At 26.9% G+C, this 21,260-nt stretch carries 16 protein-coding genes and 1 pseudogene; 1 reads left to right on the forward strand and 16 read right to left on the reverse strand.

Annotated features, from left to right (window positions below):
- Positions 1-3: 3 nt before the first annotated feature.
- The 8 genes and pseudogenes from CSBG_RS10045 to CSBG_RS10080 all read right to left on the reverse strand — a co-directional run bounded on the left by CSBG_RS10045 (position 4) and on the right by CSBG_RS10080 (position 9,477).
- Positions 4-648, reverse strand: coding sequence for a cyclodeaminase/cyclohydrolase family protein (locus CSBG_RS10045; protein WP_008679199.1), 645 nt, complete (start codon positions 646-648; stop codon positions 4-6).
- 2 nt (positions 649-650) lie between these two features.
- On the reverse strand, positions 651-1,799 hold the full coding sequence (locus CSBG_RS10050) for a glycosyltransferase (protein WP_008679201.1): 1,149 nt from the start codon (positions 1,797-1,799) through the stop codon (positions 651-653).
- A gap of 2 nt (positions 1,800-1,801) precedes the next feature.
- Complete coding sequence (locus tag CSBG_RS10055) at positions 1,802-3,082, reverse strand: glycosyltransferase (RefSeq protein ID WP_008679203.1); 1,281 nt, start codon at positions 3,080-3,082, stop codon at positions 1,802-1,804.
- Positions 3,083-3,091: 9 nt separating this feature from the next.
- Positions 3,092-4,624, reverse strand: coding sequence for a murein biosynthesis integral membrane protein MurJ (murJ, locus tag CSBG_RS10060; RefSeq protein ID WP_008679204.1), 1,533 nt, complete (start codon positions 4,622-4,624; stop codon positions 3,092-3,094).
- The gene (locus CSBG_RS10065; protein ID WP_008679205.1) at positions 4,617-5,351 is read right to left on the reverse strand and encodes a WecB/TagA/CpsF family glycosyltransferase; all 735 of its coding nucleotides are present in this window, start codon (positions 5,349-5,351) and stop codon (positions 4,617-4,619) included. The genes murJ and CSBG_RS10065 overlap by 8 nt, the downstream gene beginning before the upstream one ends.
- Before the next feature lie 265 nt (positions 5,352-5,616).
- The gene (locus CSBG_RS10070) at positions 5,617-6,651 is read right to left on the reverse strand and encodes a tetratricopeptide repeat protein (protein WP_051005317.1); all 1,035 of its coding nucleotides are present in this window, start codon (positions 6,649-6,651) and stop codon (positions 5,617-5,619) included.
- A gap of 380 nt (positions 6,652-7,031) precedes the next feature.
- A pseudogene (locus CSBG_RS10075) lies at positions 7,032-8,760 on the reverse strand (phospho-sugar mutase).
- 120 nt (positions 8,761-8,880) lie between these two features.
- On the reverse strand, positions 8,881-9,477 hold the full coding sequence (locus tag CSBG_RS10080) for a 50S ribosomal protein L25 (protein WP_008679208.1): 597 nt from the start codon (positions 9,475-9,477) through the stop codon (positions 8,881-8,883).
- Positions 9,478-9,682: 205 nt separating this feature from the next.
- Here CSBG_RS10080 and CSBG_RS10085 point away from each other — a divergent pair, with 205 nt between their 5' ends.
- A complete protein-coding gene (locus CSBG_RS10085; RefSeq protein ID WP_008679209.1) occupies positions 9,683-11,146 on the forward strand; it encodes an aminotransferase class I/II-fold pyridoxal phosphate-dependent enzyme in 1,464 nt (487 codons plus the stop codon).
- A 136-nt stretch (positions 11,147-11,282) separates the two neighbouring features.
- Here the strand turns inward: CSBG_RS10085 and CSBG_RS10090 are convergent, their stop codons facing one another.
- The 8 genes from CSBG_RS10090 to CSBG_RS10120 all read right to left on the reverse strand — a co-directional run bounded on the left by CSBG_RS10090 (position 11,283) and on the right by CSBG_RS10120 (position 21,216).
- Positions 11,283-12,410, reverse strand: coding sequence for a D-alanyl-D-alanine carboxypeptidase family protein (locus CSBG_RS10090; protein ID WP_008679210.1), 1,128 nt, complete (start codon positions 12,408-12,410; stop codon positions 11,283-11,285).
- Positions 12,411-12,484: 74 nt separating this feature from the next.
- Positions 12,485-13,531: a hypothetical protein gene (locus CSBG_RS17745; RefSeq protein WP_008679212.1), complete on the reverse strand. Its 1,047-nt coding sequence runs from the start codon at positions 13,529-13,531 to the stop codon at positions 12,485-12,487.
- 2 nt (positions 13,532-13,533) lie between these two features.
- Positions 13,534-13,983 (reverse strand): DUF523 domain-containing protein, encoded by a 450-nt coding sequence (locus CSBG_RS10095; RefSeq protein WP_008679214.1) that lies wholly within the window; start codon positions 13,981-13,983, stop codon positions 13,534-13,536.
- 91 nt (positions 13,984-14,074) lie between these two features.
- Positions 14,075-16,432 carry an endonuclease MutS2 gene (locus tag CSBG_RS10100; RefSeq protein WP_008679216.1) on the reverse strand — a complete coding sequence of 786 codons (2,358 nt, stop codon included), beginning with the start codon at positions 16,430-16,432 and terminating at the stop codon, positions 14,075-14,077.
- Between the two features lie 20 nt (positions 16,433-16,452).
- Entirely contained in the window at positions 16,453-16,812 is a 360-nt protein-coding gene (locus CSBG_RS10105) for a hypothetical protein (RefSeq protein ID WP_008679218.1), read from the reverse strand.
- Between the two features lie 10 nt (positions 16,813-16,822).
- Complete coding sequence (locus CSBG_RS10110; RefSeq protein WP_008679219.1) at positions 16,823-19,174, reverse strand: U32 family peptidase; 2,352 nt, start codon at positions 19,172-19,174, stop codon at positions 16,823-16,825.
- A gap of 168 nt (positions 19,175-19,342) precedes the next feature.
- Positions 19,343-20,200 (reverse strand): cell division protein ZapA, encoded by an 858-nt coding sequence (gene zapA, locus CSBG_RS10115; RefSeq protein ID WP_008679220.1) that lies wholly within the window; start codon positions 20,198-20,200, stop codon positions 19,343-19,345.
- 206 nt (positions 20,201-20,406) lie between these two features.
- A complete protein-coding gene (locus tag CSBG_RS10120; RefSeq protein ID WP_008679222.1) occupies positions 20,407-21,216 on the reverse strand; it encodes a DUF368 domain-containing protein in 810 nt (269 codons plus the stop codon).
- Positions 21,217-21,260 lie beyond the last annotated feature (44 nt).

Consider the following 21,260-nt stretch of genomic DNA (forward strand, 5'->3'; position numbering starts at 1 on the left):
TTTTTAAGGATATATTATATTTTCAACTTCATTCATTAAATTACATTTTTTCACATAAGAAATATTAAGGATACTCTTACATTTATTTTCTATTTCTTCACAAAATTCTTCTTCCTTTAAAAAGTTCAAATTAACTTTTACATTAATTATTGAACTTTCTATTGCTGAGTGTAATAAAACAGTTGCAACACCAGCATCAGAAATCAAATTTTTATTACCATGTTTAATTGCAAATTCAATATTATCATAAAACTTAATACACTCTTCTGCTAATAATAACGGTGTTTTCATTGCTTTCATGGTGTTTTCTTTAATTTTTTCTTTCCTTATTATAATTTCCTCTTCATTATTCTTAGGTAATTTATAGCTATCCATTAAACTTAAAAAATCATCTCTATCTTGTTCCATGAAATTTTGAGCTTTCTTAATAAACTCTTTAGCTTCTTCTTGTAGTTTAACCATTTTATTTTTTTCATTGTCACTTAATTTTTCAAAAACCTTTTTACCTATTGTTAATGAGTAAACCATAGAGTTTAAACTACTAGATAACGCCGCTACTAATGCAGCAGTACTTCCACCTCCTGGAGAAGGCGCATCTGAAGATAATTCTAATATAAATTTATCTACAGTATAATCTTTAAACAACATAATTAACTTCTCCTATCTAATACTAAATTATAAATTTCTAGTATTTCATTTGTTATTTTTTCTTTAGAGAATTTTTCTATACAGTCTATTCTTATATCTTCTGCATTATAAGAATTACTATTTTCCATTATATATTTCATTGCATTCCCTAATTCATCAACATCGTCAACTTTAACAATCAATCCATTTTTAGAATTTATAATATCTTCAGCCCCACCATTATAAGTTCCTATTATTGGTTTTCCTGATGCTAAAGCTTCAATATAAACAACTCCAAATGTTTCGTATCTTGAGGCTAATACAAAAGAATCACATATACTCATATAATGCGAAACTTCTTTCCTAGACAGAGCGCCCAAAAATTCTACTTGATTTTTTATCTCCAACTCTTCGCATAGTTTAATTAAAAAATCCTTTTGACTTCCATCTCCACCTATTAGAAGCTTAGAATTACTTTCCTTTAAGTATTTAGCATATGATCTTATAAGAGTATCCATCCCTTTTTCACCTTCCAAAAATGCTAAAGAAAAAAAAGTGAAATTTTTATTTTTATTTTTACTTATATAGAAATTTTCTATAGGTATTAAGTTATGTATAACCTTTATATCTTTTCTTCCACAAAATTTTGATATTTCTTTCTTTAGCCCATTACCAACAGCTATTAATTCATCTGCTTCTAAATAAGATTCTTTTATTAAAGGTTTATAACTTTCTTTTATATATATTGCTTTCTCCAAAGAAGAATGTTCGGTTATTATTAATGGTATATTATACTTTTTTGAAATATAATTAGCACTTATTCCTGCCCAAAATGAAGATTGGCAATGTATTAAATCTACTTTACCTTCTTTTTTCACTACTTCTTTATATAACTTCTCTAATCTCCTATTAAATACTTTAAACATCATAGGATTCTTAGGAAGATAATTAAAATTTTTATATCTATATGTTTTTAAGCCTTCTTCAACACTATAATTTAACCCTATTTTTTCTTTTACCTTAAAAGCTAATGTTAATGGCCAAATCTCATTATAAGCAATAGTAATTTTTATTCCACGTTCCTTAAGTGCTATCGCTTGTTCTTTAAAAAAGCTTCCATGCACGGGGTTTCTTTTATTATGATACCACGACGGTATAAACATAACATGCATAACTACTCCCCCTTCAAAATGGAATTTAATCTTTTAGATATGTTTTCCCACTCATACTCTTTAATTGGATTTGATTTGCTTCCCATTAAAATCTTTTGTGATAATTCAGAAATACTTTTATAAATCTCTTGTTCATTATTTAAAGCTATACTACACTTATCTAAATTATTTACTACATCAGTTATAGGATCATTTTTATCACCTAAAACAACTAGAACATATCCATTACAACCAAAGTAATCATATATTTTAGCTGGTATTTGCTTTGAATTTTTATTGCCAAAAAGCAATAATATATCAGCATTAACCATATATGCTAGTGCTTCTCTATAAGGTATTCTATTTGATACTTTCACATTACTTATACTTGATAATTCATTTTTAATATTTTCATCGTCTATATTTCCAAAGAAAAGTATATTTAAACTTTCATATAGCTTATTATTTTCCACTTTAAGTTTATTTATAACTTTAATAAATGGTCTAACATCCCTAAGCTTTGAAAAGATTTCTCCAGTATAAACTATATTTATCTTCTTATTATCAATTAATTTTGGATTTTCCTTTTCTTTTATATCTGAATATATTTTTTCATCATAGCCTCTTGTTATAATGTAAGTATCTTCTTTTTTTATGTTATAGGTTTCTATATAATCATCCCTATTAGCATTTGTAACAAAAATATATTTATCAGCTAAAGAAATTATATTTCTTTCATAATTTCCCTCAAAATTTCTTCTTATTAAACTAGATGACTCTCTAGTAGAATCTTTAAGCCAAGGATCACTCCAATATGTTATCCATTTAAGACTAGGAAACTTCTTCTTAATTTTATATGCACATATATGACTAGATGGAGGTTCATGCATAGAAAACATAACATCAAATTTTTCTTTTTTCATAAGCTCAATGCCATATTTACTTGCTCTAAAAGCCCAATATAAATACATATCTGGCACTGCAAGTATCTTTTTCACCTTTCTTAAAGCGCCTTTAACTTTAATCTTTCCTAAACTAGCATTAACAACTGCTGTTTCTTTAGTTTTTCTTGGCATTATTGCTTCAAATAACTTTCCACCTGAAATTATATGTAATTTAATTCTCTTATCTAACATATTAAATATATGTTCATCATAATAAATTGAATTTGAAGGAAAGTTTACAGTTAATAAATGAATAGTATTCTCCTTAATTTTTGCTAAATTATTTAAATATTGAAGAGTTTCAATCGATGCTGAGTTGTTAATTAATGGTGAATAACATGCAATAAATAATATTTTCATTTTATTAATTTAAACCTCCTTCTTAACTTTTCCTTTTATCATATTTAAAGCCTCATCAAATTCTTCTATTTTTAAAATTTTACACATAATCATAAATAATATTGCTCCAAGGCTTCCGTCAATTAAAATAATAATAAAAGGACTTTCTATTCCTAATAAATTATTTACAAAATAAAGAATTAAAATCATTAATGATGAGCTTAGTATAACTTTGCTAATCTTTATAATAACTTCTTTTACATTAAAGTTTCCAACTAACTTTCTAGTTGAATTTAATAATAATAAAGCTATTACTAAAGATGATACAGATGTAGCTATCGCTATCCCCAGTACCCCTATGTATTTAGATAAAATTATACTTAAAAGTATATTTATAACAACACCTATTATTCCATTAATGGTAGTAAGTTTTGTTTTTTTCATTGAAAATAATGAAGAATTTAAGATATCTCTTATTCCTGCAAAAGGTAGTTGCAAGGAATATCCAAGCAATGCCATAGAAGTTAAAATAACCGCACTTGAATCAAATTTTCCTCTTTCATAAAATACTGCAACTATTTCTTTACTTAAAAATAGCATTCCAAAAGTTATAGGAATTAAAAATAAGCATATTATTACTATTGATTTAGTTAAATATTTTATAAATCCAGTATTATCTCCAGCATTCAATCTATTTGCCATTAAAGGATAAACTACTGATACTATTGATGTTGTTATTGCTGTATTTGCAAATGTAACTATTCTTTGAGAGTATTCTAATGAGGCCATTGCACCTGTAGTTAATCCTGATGCCAAGCTTTTATCTACTAACATATTAATTGAATTTGCTCCAGCTCCAACTATAACTGGAAGTATTAAAATCATCATATTTCTAAGCTTTTCATCTTTCAAATCTATATATAACTTTAATTTATAACCTTGCTTATATAAAGATGGGATTTGAACTAATACTCTTAATAAATTTCCTAATATATTTGCAATAGTTAACCCTATAATACTTACCTCTCCAAAAAAAGCTAAATAAACTATTATTGGAAAATTAAAAAACAATCCTAATATTGATGGGACAATAAAATCTTCACACACTTGTAGTATTGATAAAAAACAAGCATTAACACATAATAAAACTATATTTATTAAAGTTATTCTAGTTAAAAATATAGTTAGCTCAATTTGCTCTATAGTGAACTTAGGCACAAAAATATTAACTATTTCCTTTGTAAATATTAATCCTAAGATAATTATAAATATTGATAATATACTTAAAATAGTAATAACATTATTTGAAAACTTAAACATCTCTTCTTTACTTTTATTATGTTTAATTTCACTTAACATTGGTATAAAGGTAGTTGATATTGCAAGCCCAACTATCATAAATACCGACTCAGGTATTGCAACTGAAGCAACATATATGTCATAAGAACCTTCTACCCCAAAGTGATATGCTGCTAACATATCTCTACCAAAACCTATTATTCTACTTAATAAAGTCATAGCCATTACTATAAAAGTTGCTTTAAAAATCTTATTTTTACTCATACTTCACCTTTTTATTTTTAGCAACAAGCAATAAAAACTTAGGAATACTTCCAAGTCTCTTTATCCTCCATGGCTCCTTTGAAACCCTATAGAGCCACTCTAATCCAAGTTTTATCATCCACTTAGGTGCTCTATTAACCTTTTCTGCAATCACATCAAAGCTTCCGCCAACTCCCATAAAGATTTTACATGGTAACTCTTCCATATATCTTACTATAAACTCTTCTTGTCTTGGACAGCCCATAGCTACAAAAATCGCATATGGTTCTTTTTCTTTTATATCATTTAATATTTCATTTACTTTATCTATATCAAAAAAACCATTCCTATATCCAACAATATTTATATTTGGATACTTAACAATTAAATTTGCAACACAAGCATTAAGATTTTCATCACTTGTTCCTAATAAATATATCCCTTTATTCTCCTTTGAACACTTTTTTATTATTCCTTTCATTAAATCTATTCCTGCTATTTTTTCTTCAACAGGAGTCTTTAAGTATTTAGCTGCAATTTGAAGGCCCACACCATCTGGTATTATAAATGCTTTATCACTTTTAAAGTTTTCTAATAATTCCTTATTATAAAGTCCTGTGTATAGCACTTCTGGATTTCCTGATATTATATGAACCTTATCAAACTTATCAATATATTTTAAAGCATCTAGTAATTTATTTTTATATACTTTATATCCTAATACATTAATAAAATCATTATCTTTCATCTTTTCTCCTTAATAATACATAAGTAAAATTATTCATAATTATAATACCATATTTATCTAACTTACTAAAGTTAAAAATTGCGAAGCAATTTATTAGTGAAAAGTTAGGAGTGAAAGAGTTAAAAGCTTAGGATATTTTGCTACGCAAAATTTAATCTATAAGTGCAAAACACCTTTTATTCAAAAAAATCCTGTAAGGATTTTCTCCTTAACTTTTTCCCTATTAACTATTTCACTCTTCACTATTTTGCTTCGCAAAATATAACTATTTGTTTAACATCTTTTCTAAGTCTTTTACAATTTCATCTTCTGGATCTAATTTTTTAGCTATATCAAGATGCAATTTAGCTTCTTCTAAATTATTTAAATTCATATAGCACATAACAATATTTGTACATATTTCTACTTCTTTTGTAACTTCAAAAGCCTTCTTAAAGTATTTAATTGCACTTTCAAAGTCATTTATACACGCATAGTTTATTCCAAGCTCTACAACTACTTCATATATTCCACTTTCTCTTCCTAAACTTTCATTTAAATAATAAATAGCTTTTTCATAATTTTCAAGTTTTCTATAAGCAACACCTAAATAATAATAAACCAATGGATTATTTTCAAATTTTTCTAGTAATTCAAGTAATAATTTTACTGTTTTAACTGGATCGTCTTTTAAATGTTCTATTGCAATTTCATAATTTGATATATTAGTTATATCATCAATTAATATACTTACCTCTTCTGTTTTTTTACCACCATTATTTAAATACTCATTAATTGCAACATTTGCTCCTTTAAAGTCCCCATCATCTTTTAATATCAAAGTCTTATAAAGATATGCTTCTGGGACTTTTAAAGAATTTTCTTCACAATATTCTATATCTTGCAATAAAATATCTTTAAAAGCACTATCCTTTTCTCTTAAATTTTCACCAACTAATAAAAGTTTTTTCATAACATCCATATCTTTTGAATATCTATAAAATCCTTTTAAAAGTAAATAAGCATCTATTAATTTCTCATCATTTATTTTTTTAGAAATTATACTTTTTATACAATTTTCTGTATCCTTAATATATGTTAATATAGTTTCATAATCTTCATTAAATCTTAAATTTTCATCTGCTCCTATTGCAAAAAACATTCCTTCTATAAAATAATATATAGGTAAATTTTTAATTTTAACTTCATTATTAACATTTGATGTTATATATTCTGGAGAAATAGGTAAATATAAATCTTTATTTTTAAAATCTACATAAGTAGGAATATGTACACTTTCTTTAAACCCCTCTTTATCCATTTCTAAAAATAATAACTTACCTAACTTTTCTTTAAATGCTGCATTATAATCCAATACAGATACCTCCTTAAAAATAGCTTTATTATAAATAATACTATATATTTTAAAAGCTTTCAAATAAGAAAGTTAATATACAAAGTTTACTTACAGTAACTTGAAGTAATTTGATAAGTTTTTATTGCACAGCTTTTTATTCATTCCAAATTAATGACTACGTCCCCTTTAATAAAACTAGCCATTTTTAAGCAAATATACTTGAAATTTTATATAAAGCACTTTCATATTTTATAAGTTTTAAGGTTATACTTTGTTATATAAAATAAGGTAAGCTATTAACATAATAACTTACCCTACTATCATAACTATATAACTTTTTATATTTAATTTAACTTAGAATTGATTAAAGTTACTACTTCATTTTTGAAACTTTCTAGTTTTTCTTTTTGAATCTTTTAGGCTATTTCCCTTAACAGCAACATAAGCTTTCATTTTTGGCTCTGTTCCTGAAGGTCTTACTACAAACCATGCACCATTTTCTAAAACGAACTTTAAAACATTTGACTTTGGAAGATCGATTTCTTTTTTATCTCCACTGCTTATATTTTCTTCAGTTCCTAACTTATAATCATATTTTGTAACTACCTTAACTCCATTAACTTCCACAAGATTTTCATTTCTCAAAGAATCAATACACTTAGATATTTTTTCGCTTCCTTCTTTTCCTTTTAACTCAAATGATACTAGAGTTTCTTTAAAGTATCCATACTTTTCATATAACTCTACTAAACCATCATAAAGACTTTTTCCTTTTTCCTTATAGAATAAAGTCATTTCTGCTATTAGCATAGCTGCTATTACAGCATCTTTATCTCTAACAAAATCTCCTGCTAAATATCCATAACTTTCTTCAAATCCAAAAATATAAGTCTTATCTTTATTAACTTCAAATCCTTGAATCTTTTCACCAATATATTTAAATCCAGTTAATACTTCCATAAGCTCAATATTATATGCTTCAGCAATTTTCTTAGCACCATCTGTAGTTACTATAGTTTTAATTATAACTCCATCTTCTGGTAGCCTTCCTTCTTCTTTTAAAGCATCTAAAATATATTGAGTTAACAATAATCCTGTTTGATTTCCAGTTAATACTCTATATTCACCTTCACTATCTTTTACAACAACACCAATTCTATCTGCATCTGGGTCTGTTGCAAAAATAACATCTGGATTTTCAGTTTTAGCCATTTCTAATGCTAATTTAAATACTGCTGGTTCTTCTGGATTTGGATATGATGCAGTTGGGAAGTTTCCATCTGGCATTTCTTGTTCTTTAACTACTGATACCCCAGTGTATCCAAGTTCATTAAGAATTCTTCTTACTGGCATGTTTCCTGATCCATGTATTGGAGTATATATAACCTTTAAATCACTAGCATTTTCTTTTACTAGTTCTTTTCTAATAGTTAAACCTTTTACTGAATCAATATAAGCTTTATCTACTTCTTCTCCAATATATTTTAGCAATCCTTTTGCTAAAGCTTCTTCCTCATCCACTGTATTTATCTTATCAAAACTATCTATTTTATTAACTTCACTTATTATTATGTTAGCTTTTTCATCAGTAACTTGACCACCAAACTCATCATAAACCTTATAACCGTTATACTCTTTAGGATTATGTGAAGCTGTAACAACAATACCACCAGTACAATTTAAATGTCTTACTGCAAAAGAAAGCATTGGAGTTGGTCTTAAACCTTCATATAAATATACATTGATATTGTTTGCACAAAGAGTTAAGGCTGCAGCTTTTGAAAACTCCTTTGACATATTTCTAGAATCATATGCTATTGCTACTGAAGGATTTTCAAATCTTGTATTTAAATAATTTGCAAATCCTTGAGTTGCTTTGGAAACAGTATATATATTCATTCTATTACTTCCTGCACCAATTACACCTCTAAGTCCACCTGTACCAAACTCAAGATCCTTATAAAATCTATCTTCAATTTCCTTTTCGTCCTTTATAGCTCTTAATTCATCTTTCATCTTTTCATCAACTATGTTTGATTCTAACCAATCATTATATTTTTCTCTATATAACATGCTACCCCTCCTAAAACTAATAATCAGGTAATATTATACACTAAAGAGTTTAATTATGGAATAAAAAAATGTAAAGGGATAACATATTGCATCTCTTTACATTTTTCAAGGTTATTTTTATTACTTTTTACTATTTTCTTCTGCTATTTCTTCCATATCATCACTTACAGTTTTTCTTTCGTAGCTTACTGAAGCAATTACAGTATTTAAATCATCAATTATTGAAAGTTCAGATGCTATTTCTAAATCTCCTACTCTATAGACATATCCATCATCACTTCTATTGATATTTATATCTACATGTTTTGGTAACGTATCCGCTGTACATTCTACTCTTATACTATCTTTCTCTTTTTGTAATACCATTCCTCTTTTACCTAAATGACTTTCTCCCACATAATGAATTGGTACAGAAGATACTATTTTTTGATTTTGTTGTAATTCTTCTAAGTCCAAATGAATTATTTTATGTGATACTGGATCTCTTTGAACATCTTTAATTAAAGCTTTATGAGCACATCCATTTAAATCGAAGTCCAATACTCCATGCTCTCCATTTTTAGAAATTTCTCTACATAATTCTAATTCTCCAACCTCAAACATAAAATCATTTAAACTCTTACCATATAATATTCCTGGAACCTTTCCAGCTCTTCTTAGCTTCTTTGCATTGTTAGATATGTTTGAATCTCTCTTATTTAAGTTTAAGTTATTCACAGATAATTCCTCCTATTATTCAGCTTCTCTTCAAATATTGTTGTCAGAAAAACTATATTTTATTCAAATTTCACTATTTTACATATTTCTTTTAATTAAAGTGAGTATTTTATTGCATAGTTTAAACTAATAAAATATAATATTATTGTTTGTATAAAACTTATTGGATAACCAATAATAGTTATAAGAGAGAAGGTGTTCTAAATTGTATAAATTAAATCAAAATGAAACTCCTCTTTTTGATGCCCTTAAGGAGTATGTAGATAGAGACACGCTACCATTTCATGTTCCTGGACACAAAAAGGGAGTAGGTATAGATAAAGAATTTAAAAATTTTATAGGTGAAAATCCATTTAAAATAGATGTTACAGTATTTAAACTAGTTGATAGCTTACATCATCCTACTGGACCTATAAAAAAAGCCCAAGAATTAGTAGCTGATGCTTATGAATCACATGCTTCATTTTTCTCAATTCACGGTACATCAGGTGCTATACAAGCTATGATCCTTGCAGTAGTAAATGATGGTGATAAAATAATCGTTCCTAGAAATGTACATAAATCAGTTACTTCTGGTATTATTTTAAGTGGCGCTGTTCCAGTTTTTATGGAACCTGAAATTGATAAGAAATTAGGAATTGCTCACGGTGTAACTCCTGAAACTGTTGAAAAAACTCTTAAAGAAAATCCAGATGCTAAAGCTGTATTAATTATAAATCCTACTTATTATGGTGTTGCAACCGACATAAAGAAAATTGCTGATATAGTCCATAGCTATGATATTCCATTAATAGTAGATGAAGCACATGGTCCTCATTTAGCATTTTCAGAAAAATTACCTATGTCAGCTTTAAAAGCTGGTGCTGATATTTGTGCTCAAAGTACACATAAAATAATAGGATCATTGACTCAAGGATCTTTACTACATGTTAAAAGTAAATATGTAGATCCTAAAAGAGTTCAACAAATTTTAAATTTAATGCAGACAACTTCTCCATCATATATAATAATGGCATCTTTAGATTGTGCTAGAAGACAAATTGCCTTAGAAGGAAAAGACTTACTTCAAAAAACAATAGAACTTTGCAAGTATACTAGGGATGAAATAAATAAAATTCCTGGATTCTATTGCTTTGGAGAAGAAGTTCTAGGAAAGCCTGGTTCATATTCATTTGATCCTACAAAACTTACTATTTCTTCTAGAGAACTTGGAATAACAGGATTTGAACTTGATATGATCCTTGCAGATAAATATCATATTCAAATGGAATTATCTGATTTTTATAATGTTTTAGCGGTTGGCTCATTTGGAGATACTAAAGAAGGTATGGATAGATTACTATCTGCACTTAAAGAAATATCTAATGATTATTATGGTAAAAAGGAACCTGTTCAAGACTTTTTAGATATTCCTGCTATACCAACAAAAATACTTAATCCAAGAGAAGCTTTTTATAGTGATAAAATTTCAATTCCTTTAAATGAAAGCATAGGTAAAATTTCTGGTGAATTCTTACTTGCTTATCCTCCTGGAATTCCAGTACTTTGTCCTGGAGAGGAAATAACTCAAGAAGTTGTAGATTATGTTCATGATTTAAAAAGAGCTAATTTATATGTTCAAGGAACAGAAGATTTAACTGTAGAAAACATTAAAATTGTAAATAAATAGAACACCTATAAGTTTTATTTATTTACTATAAAATAAATAAGAATATTTTATAGTTTCTATAAATAATAAAAAGGTAATTTGATAAATAAAATTGTCCTTGACATAAGGTCCATTTTAAAATCAAATTACCTTTTTATTATAATCCTAAATATTCTTCTAAAGTTAAGTCACTATCTTTAAAGTTTTTACTATGATCAACTCCAATATATCTAAAGTGCCATGACTCATGCATATATCCAGTTTTCCATTCCTTACCTTCCGGATATCTTAAAATAAATCCATATTTATAACTATTGTCTTTAAGCCACTTTGCTTCATCAGTATATTTAAAATCTTCTTCTGCCCAAAGTGATCTATCAACACCACCTATATCAAAAGCAAGCCCTGTTTGATGTTCACTAAATCCAGGTTTAGCAGAAAATGTATCTGTAGGATCTTGCCCATAATTCGATACATAATTCCAATATAGTCTATTTTGACTCCAATAACTTCTATAAGTTGAAAATGCATTTAAATAAATGCCTTCGTTAGCTGCATCTGCCTTCATATTTTCAAATGCTTGCCTTGCTTCTGCCCCTTCTCCTGGTGCAAAGCTATCCGGTAATCCAAACTCTTTATTTACAATTAAAATTCCATTTATATATTTAGGCTCCCTTACACTTGCATCTTCATTTGACTTTTCTTCATATGTCTCCTTTATACGTCTTTCATTGGCAACCTTTTTAGTTTCATTTATATAATTAATCAATGAATTTAATGTTTCTTTAGCTTGTTTATATTTTTTCTCACTAAATAATTGATTGTATTCATCAGTAAGTTCATTAACCTTATTCATTTCTTCTTTTGAAAAACCTTTTAGGTTGTCCTCATTTATATCATTAAACATATTTTCAAGCTCTATTTGATTTGATGCACTTAATTCATTTATTTTTGATTTTAAGTTTGAAATTAAGCTTTCTAACTCTTCAGTTATCCCTTGTGATAAATTCTTTTCAATATTTTCTATAAATTTATTAATTTCATTTATATTTTCATCTGTAGTATATATATTGTTAAAACTCTCTTTGATATATTTATAATCATTTATAGATTCCATTTGAAGACTAAATCGCTCACTAGCTTCTGCTTCGGAGTTCAATAAACTAAAGTGTTTTATTTTAATAGGAGTATATAAAAACAATCCAATTATAACTCCCAAAATAGTTAACGAAATAATCCTTCGTTTTAACATTTTCCTTCTTCTGCTTGTTTTATGCTTTTTCAAAATCCACCCTCCATTACTTTTCAGCATTCATTAGTGCACATAAATTTAAATATAATTTATATTTTATAAATTTTCTACTCACTTAATAAAATCTTAATTTTTTCTCTTAAGTTTTTATCTAAAGAATATTCACTTAAATAGTATAACTTGCTATTTATATCAGCATCATTATTATCTAACGTAAAATATGTCATCGCTGCATCAATTCTTAAAGAATCATCAATTTTATCAATTGAAAGAGTCCTTGGATCATCCTCTTCTATCATCATAATTTCTTCTAAGTTAATTACATTTTTGCCCATAGCTATTGCTTTAAGAAATTTCAAATGTCCTTTAGTAAATCTTTCTGCTGCATTTATTAAATGCTTTAATGTCTTATAAGCATTTTCTATTTCTCCATTCTTTACAAAACTCTTATAAAAATGTTGGATTAATCCAATTACTTGATTATTTTCTTTAATTTGAGACATAAATCCTAAAATAATAATTTTATTTTCATCATTAAACGCAATTAAATTATTCATAATTGAATTAATTATTTCTTCTGTTCTTACATTTTCACTTGCTAACTTGCATAATAAATTTGTAGCTTTTAAATTTAAATTTGAATTTCTTTGTGAAACTTTCTCTAGAATAGGAACTGCATCTTCTTTATAGCTGTAAATTATCATTAATACTGAATTTTCAACAACTATAGACCACTCTCCTATTTCATTATACTTATCTATAAACCTACTTGGCTTATGTATTTTTCCATTTAAGTAATTTGGTAATTCACTTAAATATTCTCTTCCTATATTATTTGCTGCTTCTCTTGCTACTATCCTAACTTGATCGAAATCATCATATAATTCAATTACCTTTAAAATCTCACTGGAAATTATGTTATCTATTTCTTCCTTTGATAGTTTAACCTCTTCTTTTAAATTTATTTCTTCAAGATTTTCAATAGTATTTTTTTCTACTTTCAAATCTATTTCTTCTTTATAATTAAGTTCTTCTTTATAATCATTCTCTTTTAAATCATCTATCTTTTTTTCATATTCATCTTCATACTCTTCATCATAATCGTCTTCGTAATTTTTTCTTTTTCTTTTTCTAAAAATATCTAATATCCCCATAATTATTCTCCCTTCAAGTCAATATCACTTATAATATCTATTCCATTTTTCTCTAGAATAGTAGCCGTCAAACCTTTGCCTTTTATTTTTGTTCCATTAAAATTCCCATCATAAATATAATTAACTCCACATGATGGGCTTCCTTCTTTTAAAATAGCTTTATTTATTTTACTTAATTTAGCTATATGTAAAGTCTCATATGCTCCCTTTAAAAACTCTTTGGTAACGTCTAAACCTTTTTTAGTTATAATTTTATTGTTACCATTTAAAACGCCTTCTGAATCTCCTTGAATTTCTGCTGGAGTTCTAGGTGTAGGGAGTCCTCCTAGTTGTTCAGGACATATCAAAATGGCTTTACCTTCTTTAAAAAGATCCAAACACTTACTATTTAAGTTATTACTACCATTATATTTGCAATTAACCCCACATAAACAACTACTTATAAGATACATATATACACCTCTTTTCCTATATAATTATAACATAAAAAAAGACTCGAAAACACGAGTCTTTCCTTATCTTAATAGTATTTTAATTATTATTTTATTTAAGAATTGCTATTGTTACTCCATCGCCACCTTCGCCATATTCGCCTAATCTATAGCTTTTAACATGTGGATGCCTTTTTAACATATCATTTATAGCTTTTCTTAAAACTCCTGTTCCTTTTCCATGAACTATTGTTACTTCTCCTAAATTAGCCATATATGCTTCATCTAAATATTTATCTGTTTTATAACAAGCTTCTTCTGCATCCATTCCTCTTAAGTCAACTCTACTTTCTATTGATTTTAAGTTTAACTTAAGCTCTCTCTTCTTCTTTTCTTTTTTATTTGGTGTATTATTAACTTTTCTTAAATCTTTTAACTTAACATTTATTTTCATTATACCTGCTTCTACTTGTACTTCTCCTCTTGAATCAGGCATTGTAATAATTATTACATTTTGATTTAAAGAAGGTAAATATGCATCCATTCCTAAAATTACTTTTTCAATAACTTCTCCTGTATTTTCTCTTATTTTATATAATGACTCTTCCTTCTTTTCTAAACTATCCTTAAGTTTCTTTCTTTCTTCTTCTAATCTCGCTCTACCACCTTGAGAAATTCCAAGCTTCTCAAGTTCTCTCATTGCCTTTAAGATTTCATCTGCTTCATCTTTTGCTTTTGCTATAATATCTTTTGCTTCTCTTCTAGCTTCATTATACGCTTTATCTCTAACTTCTTCTAATTTTTTAAACTTTTCATCATATTTCTTTTTAAGCTCTTCTGCTTCTATTTTTATTCTTTTAGCTTCCCTTGCATCTCTATTAGCTAAAATACTTTTTTCTTGAAGATCCCTTATTAAATCTTCAAATTGAAGATTTTCTGATGAAATATTACTTTTAGCTTTATTTATTACATCGTCTTGAAGTCCTAATCTCTTTGAAATTTCAAAGGCATTTGATTTTCCTGGAACACCAATTAAAAGTCTATAAGTAGGTCTTAAAGTTTCAACATCAAATTCAACAGATGCATTTTCAATCCCAGCTGTTCTTAAAGCATATCCTTTTAATTCACTATAATGTGTTGTTGCTATTAACCTAGCTTCTTGCTCTCTTAATGTATCTATTATAGCTATTGCTAGAGCTGCACCTTCAACTGGATCAGTACCTGACCCTAATTCATCAAATAAAACTAATGAACTATCGTCTGCTTCTTTCATTATTTTTACTATATTAGTCATATGAGATGAAAAGGTAGATAAGGATTGCTCTATACTTTGTTCATCTCCTATATCAGCAAATATCTTTGTGAAAAAGCTTATGCTTGAAGCATCTTTTGCTGGTATTAAAAGTCCACTAAGTCCCATTAAATGTAATAATCCAACTGTCTTTAACGTTACTGTTTTCCCCCCAGTATTGGGTCCAGTAATCATTAAAGTATTAAATTCTTTACCTAAATAAATATCAGAAGGAACAACTACCTTAGGATCAATTAAAGGATGTCTTCCTTGAATTATATCAAAACTTCTATCTTCATTAACTTCTGGACAAATAGCATTTAAACTAGAAGCATATTTCCCTTTTGCAAATATGAAATCTAATTCTGTAAGAATCTTATAATTAGATTCAACAGTTTCAATATTTTCATAAACTCTATTAGATAAATCCATTAATATCCTTTCAATTTCTGCTTTTTCCTTTAGTTTAAGTTCTTTAATTTCATTATTTAAATTTACAAGACTCATAGGCTCAATAAATAATGTTGCTCCAGTTGAACTTTGGTCATGTACAAGACCTGGAACTGCTCCCTTATATTCAGCCTTTACAGGTAAAACATACCTATCTCCCCTCATTGTATATAAAGTATCTTGAAGGTACTTTGCATTTGCTCTTACAATTGAATTTATTTTATCTCTAACCGAAGAATTTTTTTCTTTTAAATTTCTTCTTATTCCATTTAAAGTACTACTTGCTTTATCACTTATTTCATCTTCAGAAATTATAGACATTTCTATAATGTCTTCAAGATTTTTTATAGGAGTTAGTATATATGCTAAATCTTCTAAAATGACATGAGGAACTTCATCTTCTCTTCTAGATATATATTCCTTAAATCTTCTTGAACATTTAAGCATACCACCAATTTTTAATAATTGACCTGCTGATAGTACTCCTCCTTTTTTAGCTCTCTCCACTCCCTCTCTGACATCAAATAATCCTTCGAATGGAGGATTTCCTTTTGTTATTAATAAATCCAATGCTTCATTACTTTCCTTAAGCTTATTTTTAACTTCAAATACAGTATCATAAGGTATAAGATTATCTATAAGATTTTTTCCACCATGTGTTATTGCATATTCTTTTAATTTTTCTTTTATTTTATTAAATTCTAATACTCTAAGAGTTCTTTCTTCCATAATATCTCCTCTTCATTAACTTAGCCTTTAATTTTGCTTAATAAATTAGCTATGCCTCTATTAAAATTATTATAGTTATAGGTAGCTAATAATGCTGAAATCAGTACATATAAATTACTTATAACTGCAAATGTTTTAATTGCAATCTTATTATCATTTTCCTTAATTAATATAGCTAATAAAAATAACGTTACTCCTATAGCAATCATTATAATTTGCTTTTTCCAAAGATCTTGTAATAATTTAATACCTTCTCTTCTATATTCAGCATTTGCATTTATTATTTTATTATTTTTTTTAAATTTTCTTGTTCCTAATATAACTAATAAGTTTAATAAAACTACGCCTAAAAGTAAATAATTTAGTAATATAATACTCATATTTTCTCCTCTATTCTATCCCTCTTCTATAATGACCTTTTGTATAATTATTAGTATTAACTTTTTCCTCTCCTCTTATCATTCTAAGTACCTTCTTTACTTCATTAGAGCTTTCATCTCTAAATTCAACTCTAAAAGAATTTACTCCAAGATTTTTCAAATCATCTTTTTCCTCAATAAGATTCAATGGATGAGGATTTAAAATATAGCTTCTACAGAAAATATCAGTCATAACTCTAAATTTTTCATTCATTCTATCTATTAGTGTAAACTCATCCCTTGTACATGCAAGATTACAATCACTGCAAGATGACTTTTCACCAAAAGTACTTCCAATAGGGCAATATTCACTTATCATAAGCTCAGTTTTACCATATATTATTCCTTGTACATTCCCCTTATTTCCTTTTAGCATATTTTTAATTTCTTTCCTATTAAGCTCTAAACTTAGTGTAGGAATATCAATTTCATTTTGATAAAACTTTAAAGCTTCTGAATTTATTATATTAAGTTTATAATCACCTATTATCATCATTTCATCTTGATAATTACGAATTATCCCAACATTAACAGTCACTATTCCTTTAATATATTCTTTTACCTTTTCTATTATATTTATTACATTATTAAATTCACTCTTTATTATATTTGGAACCTTTAAATATATATTAAGCTCCTTATTTTGAGATACTTCTATTAAATCTTTAACCTTAATAGAATCTTTATCCCTATTAAATACATCAACTATTATATCCTTAATACCTTCTTCTATTAAAGTATCAAGCTGTTCTCTCGTAATACATTGATATATTATATCTAAACCTATATCACTGCTCTTAATATTATCAACTTTATCTAAATTTTTAGGTCTCTTTCTTCTAAAAGATTTTGTAATAGATTTTTGAACTCCTTCTAAAGCCTCTCTTCTTAGGTTATTCAAATCACTAACTCTTATAAATCCATCCTCAAAAGCCTCAAAATTAATTTCATCTATTTTGAAAGCGCTCTCTCCAGATTTACATAGTGAGTCTATAACTCTATCTTTTTCTAAAGGTCTTTTTTCTGCCTTTTCAACAACTTCGCCTAAAAATTCATAATTCTTATCATTATATTCTATTCTTATTCTTAATGGTTCTGCAACCTTAAAAGTAACATTTGCTTTTAAGGAAATTTTTCTATTATATGGTTTTATAGAATCCTCTAAAGAATCAAATAATTTTTTATCTAATGATTTAAATATCTCATCCCCTACCTTATAAGCAGTTGGAAATATTTTAACTCTTTCTCCTCTTTTTGCTTCTTTTACTTCTTTTCCATTAGTGATAATTTTATTTATTGAAAATCCACTTTCCCTAAACCTAAATCCATCACCTAAAGCAATATCTTCTTTTAAAACTATTTCTCCATTTTTCTCTATTTTTCCTAGAGGTACTCCCGTATTTCTTGGATGCTTAAAGCTCATCATATCCATTCCAACATTTTTATGTAAATAAGCTTTAGAAAATCCTCCTCTATTAAATAGTTGTAGCAGTTCTCTTTTTCCTTTACTAACATTATATTCAGTATTATATAATTCCTTTTCTACTGCATTTTTATAATTTTCTACTACTCCAGCAACATATTCTGCCCTTTTCATTCTTCCCTCTATTTTTAATGAATAAGTTCCTGAATCTATAATATCTTTCATGTCTTCTATTGTGCATGTATCCTTAGGACTTAAAAGATAAGCCTTTCTTTCTCCAGATGTATTTCCCTTTAATGTATATTCCATTCTGCAAGGTTGTGCACACCTACCTCTATTTCCACTTCTACCACCTATCATGGAGCTCATAAGGCATTGTCCAGAGTATGAAATACATAATGCACCATGAACAAATATTTCTGTTTCTATTCCTAAATCTTTAGAAATATATTTAACTTCATCTACAGATAATTCTCTAGATAAAACTATCCTATGAAAACCTCTTTCCTTAAAAAATAGCGCACCTTCTCCATTATGTATAGTCATTTGCGTAGATGCATGTATTTCAAAATCAGGATAGTCCTCTTTTATTCTTTTAAATAAACCTAAATCCTGAAGTATTATTGCATCTACACCTATTTCATATAAAAATCCTACATATCTAACAGCTTCTTCAATTTCATTTTCCTTCAATATAGTATTTAATGTTACATAAACCTTAGCTCCATAGCTATGTACATAATCAACAGCTTTTATCATATTATCATTATCAAAATTAGATGCATATGCTCTAGCTGAAAATTTATTTCCACCTAAATAAACTGCGTCAGCACCTTTGTTCATTGCTGCAATAAGACTTTCCATACTCCCTGCTGGAGCTAAAATTTCTACTTTCTTCATAACTACTTCTCCTAAACTTTAGTTTATTATGCTTTTATCGTTCCTAATTATATATATCATAAATTCTAAATTTTTTCTATTATAGTTTTATAACTTACTTTCTGAATACATAAAAACAGCTTAATTAAGAAAAATCAAGCTGTCTTTAAAACATTAGATACATTATAATTATACATCTTTAAGCAAAGCATTTTTTTGTTTTTTCTCATAAGCTAGCTTTACTTGTATATCAATCAATTTTTTTTCCAAATCTAAAACTTTATATTTCGAATTTTGTAATTGGAATTTTATTTCTTTGTTTCTTTGCTTTAATAAATCTTTTTCTGCCTTTGTCTTTTTAAAATCATCTTCCATTATTTTGCATTCTTCATTAAGTTTAATAAACTTTTCCTTATATCCTACTTCATTAGTTTTTAATAACTCATTAGTTTCTTTTAAGTTTTCCACTTCTTTGTAGCAGTTTTCTACTTCTTCTCTTAAAGTTAAATTTTCATCTTTTAAAGAATCTATTTCTAACTTTAAAGAGTCTTTTTCATTTATATCTACTTCTTTAGCACTTATTTCTTTCTCTAATTTTGATATTTTTTCTCTTAATATATTATTTTCTTCATTTTCATTTTCAAGAAGTGTAACTTTATTTTTTAATTCTTCTGCCTCTAAAAGTTTTTTATTTAATTCATCTATTATTTCATTTAGCTTATTAATTTCTCTAGAAGTATTAAATTCTATTCCTTCAGCTTCTTCTCTAATTTCTTTTATTCTTTCTTTCAATGTTAAGTTTCTTTCATCTAAAGAAGTATTTTTCTTCATTAATACTTCTATTTCTATATCTGCTTTAAATAGTTCATCTGCTATATTTAACGCAACAAGAGTAGCTGCTGCTGTAGAGCTTAGCTTTCTATTGTTTGCCATAATATCCTTCACTTTTCCATCTACGTACTTTGCTACTTCTAATAAGTATTCTTCATTTTCTCTTCCCTTTAGATTATATTCAATCCCATTTATCTTTATAGTTACAGTATTCATAATACACCTCGTTAACATAATAATTATAACTAATTTTATTCTAACATAAATATTCCAAAGAATGTATATATGTTGCAATAAAGATTTAAATTTAACTAAAAATATACAACAAATTCATATATGTGTACTAAAAACTATATGAATGAATAAAATAAAAAGATATTTTAGACTTAACACTATTAAAACCTAAAATATCCTTTTGTTATTTATATTTCATTTTTTCCTATTACATAAGCAATAACAAATCCTACTATTAAGAAAATTATTGATACTATTCCCATTAATCCAAATGTAAAACCTGGATAAATTACAAATACTGATCCTATTACTAATCCAAAAATTATACAAAAAGCAGTTTGAGGATACTTGATAAATATTTTTTCTATAAGTTTAGTCATTAATAAAAATCCACCAACAACTCCAACTCCAACGATAGCCATATTTACGATGTCAAAGTTTTTTACTATTTCTATTATTGGCTCATATAAACCTATTAGTAATAACATAAATGAACCGCTTATTCCAGGTAATATCATTGTTGCAGCTGCTATAAATCCAGCTACAAAGAATCCTATTGCATTAGGTTTAAATATTGAACTTAAAAACGCAGCATCAGGATTAATTTTTTCTATTAAACCTAATCCAGCAACAATTATAAACCCTATCACTAATCCTATCCAATTACCAGCACTTACTTTTGTTTCTGTTGCTTTTTTAAATAATAATGGTGCTGTACCTAATATTAATCCAATAAAGAAAAAATTAGTTTGTTCATTATAACTTTTAAGTAAATAATCAATTAAGTTAGTAAACAATAATATTCCTACTACAGCTCCAATACCAAGTGAGCCTAAAAATAATATATTTTTCTTTATGTCCTTAAAAAAATTATTAACAGAATATATTATTTTATCGTATATTCCCATTACAACAGCCATAGTTCCACCACTTACCCCTGGAATAACATTGGATACTCCTATAACTATCCCTTTTAATGCATTAATGATATAATTCATATTTTTCTCCTTTACATAAATAAGAATATGTCTTATTTTATCAT

This window comes from Clostridium sp. 7_2_43FAA, from assembly GCF_000158375.2.
GTDB classification, from domain to species: Bacteria; Bacillota; Clostridia; order Clostridiales; family Clostridiaceae; genus Clostridium; species Clostridium tertium.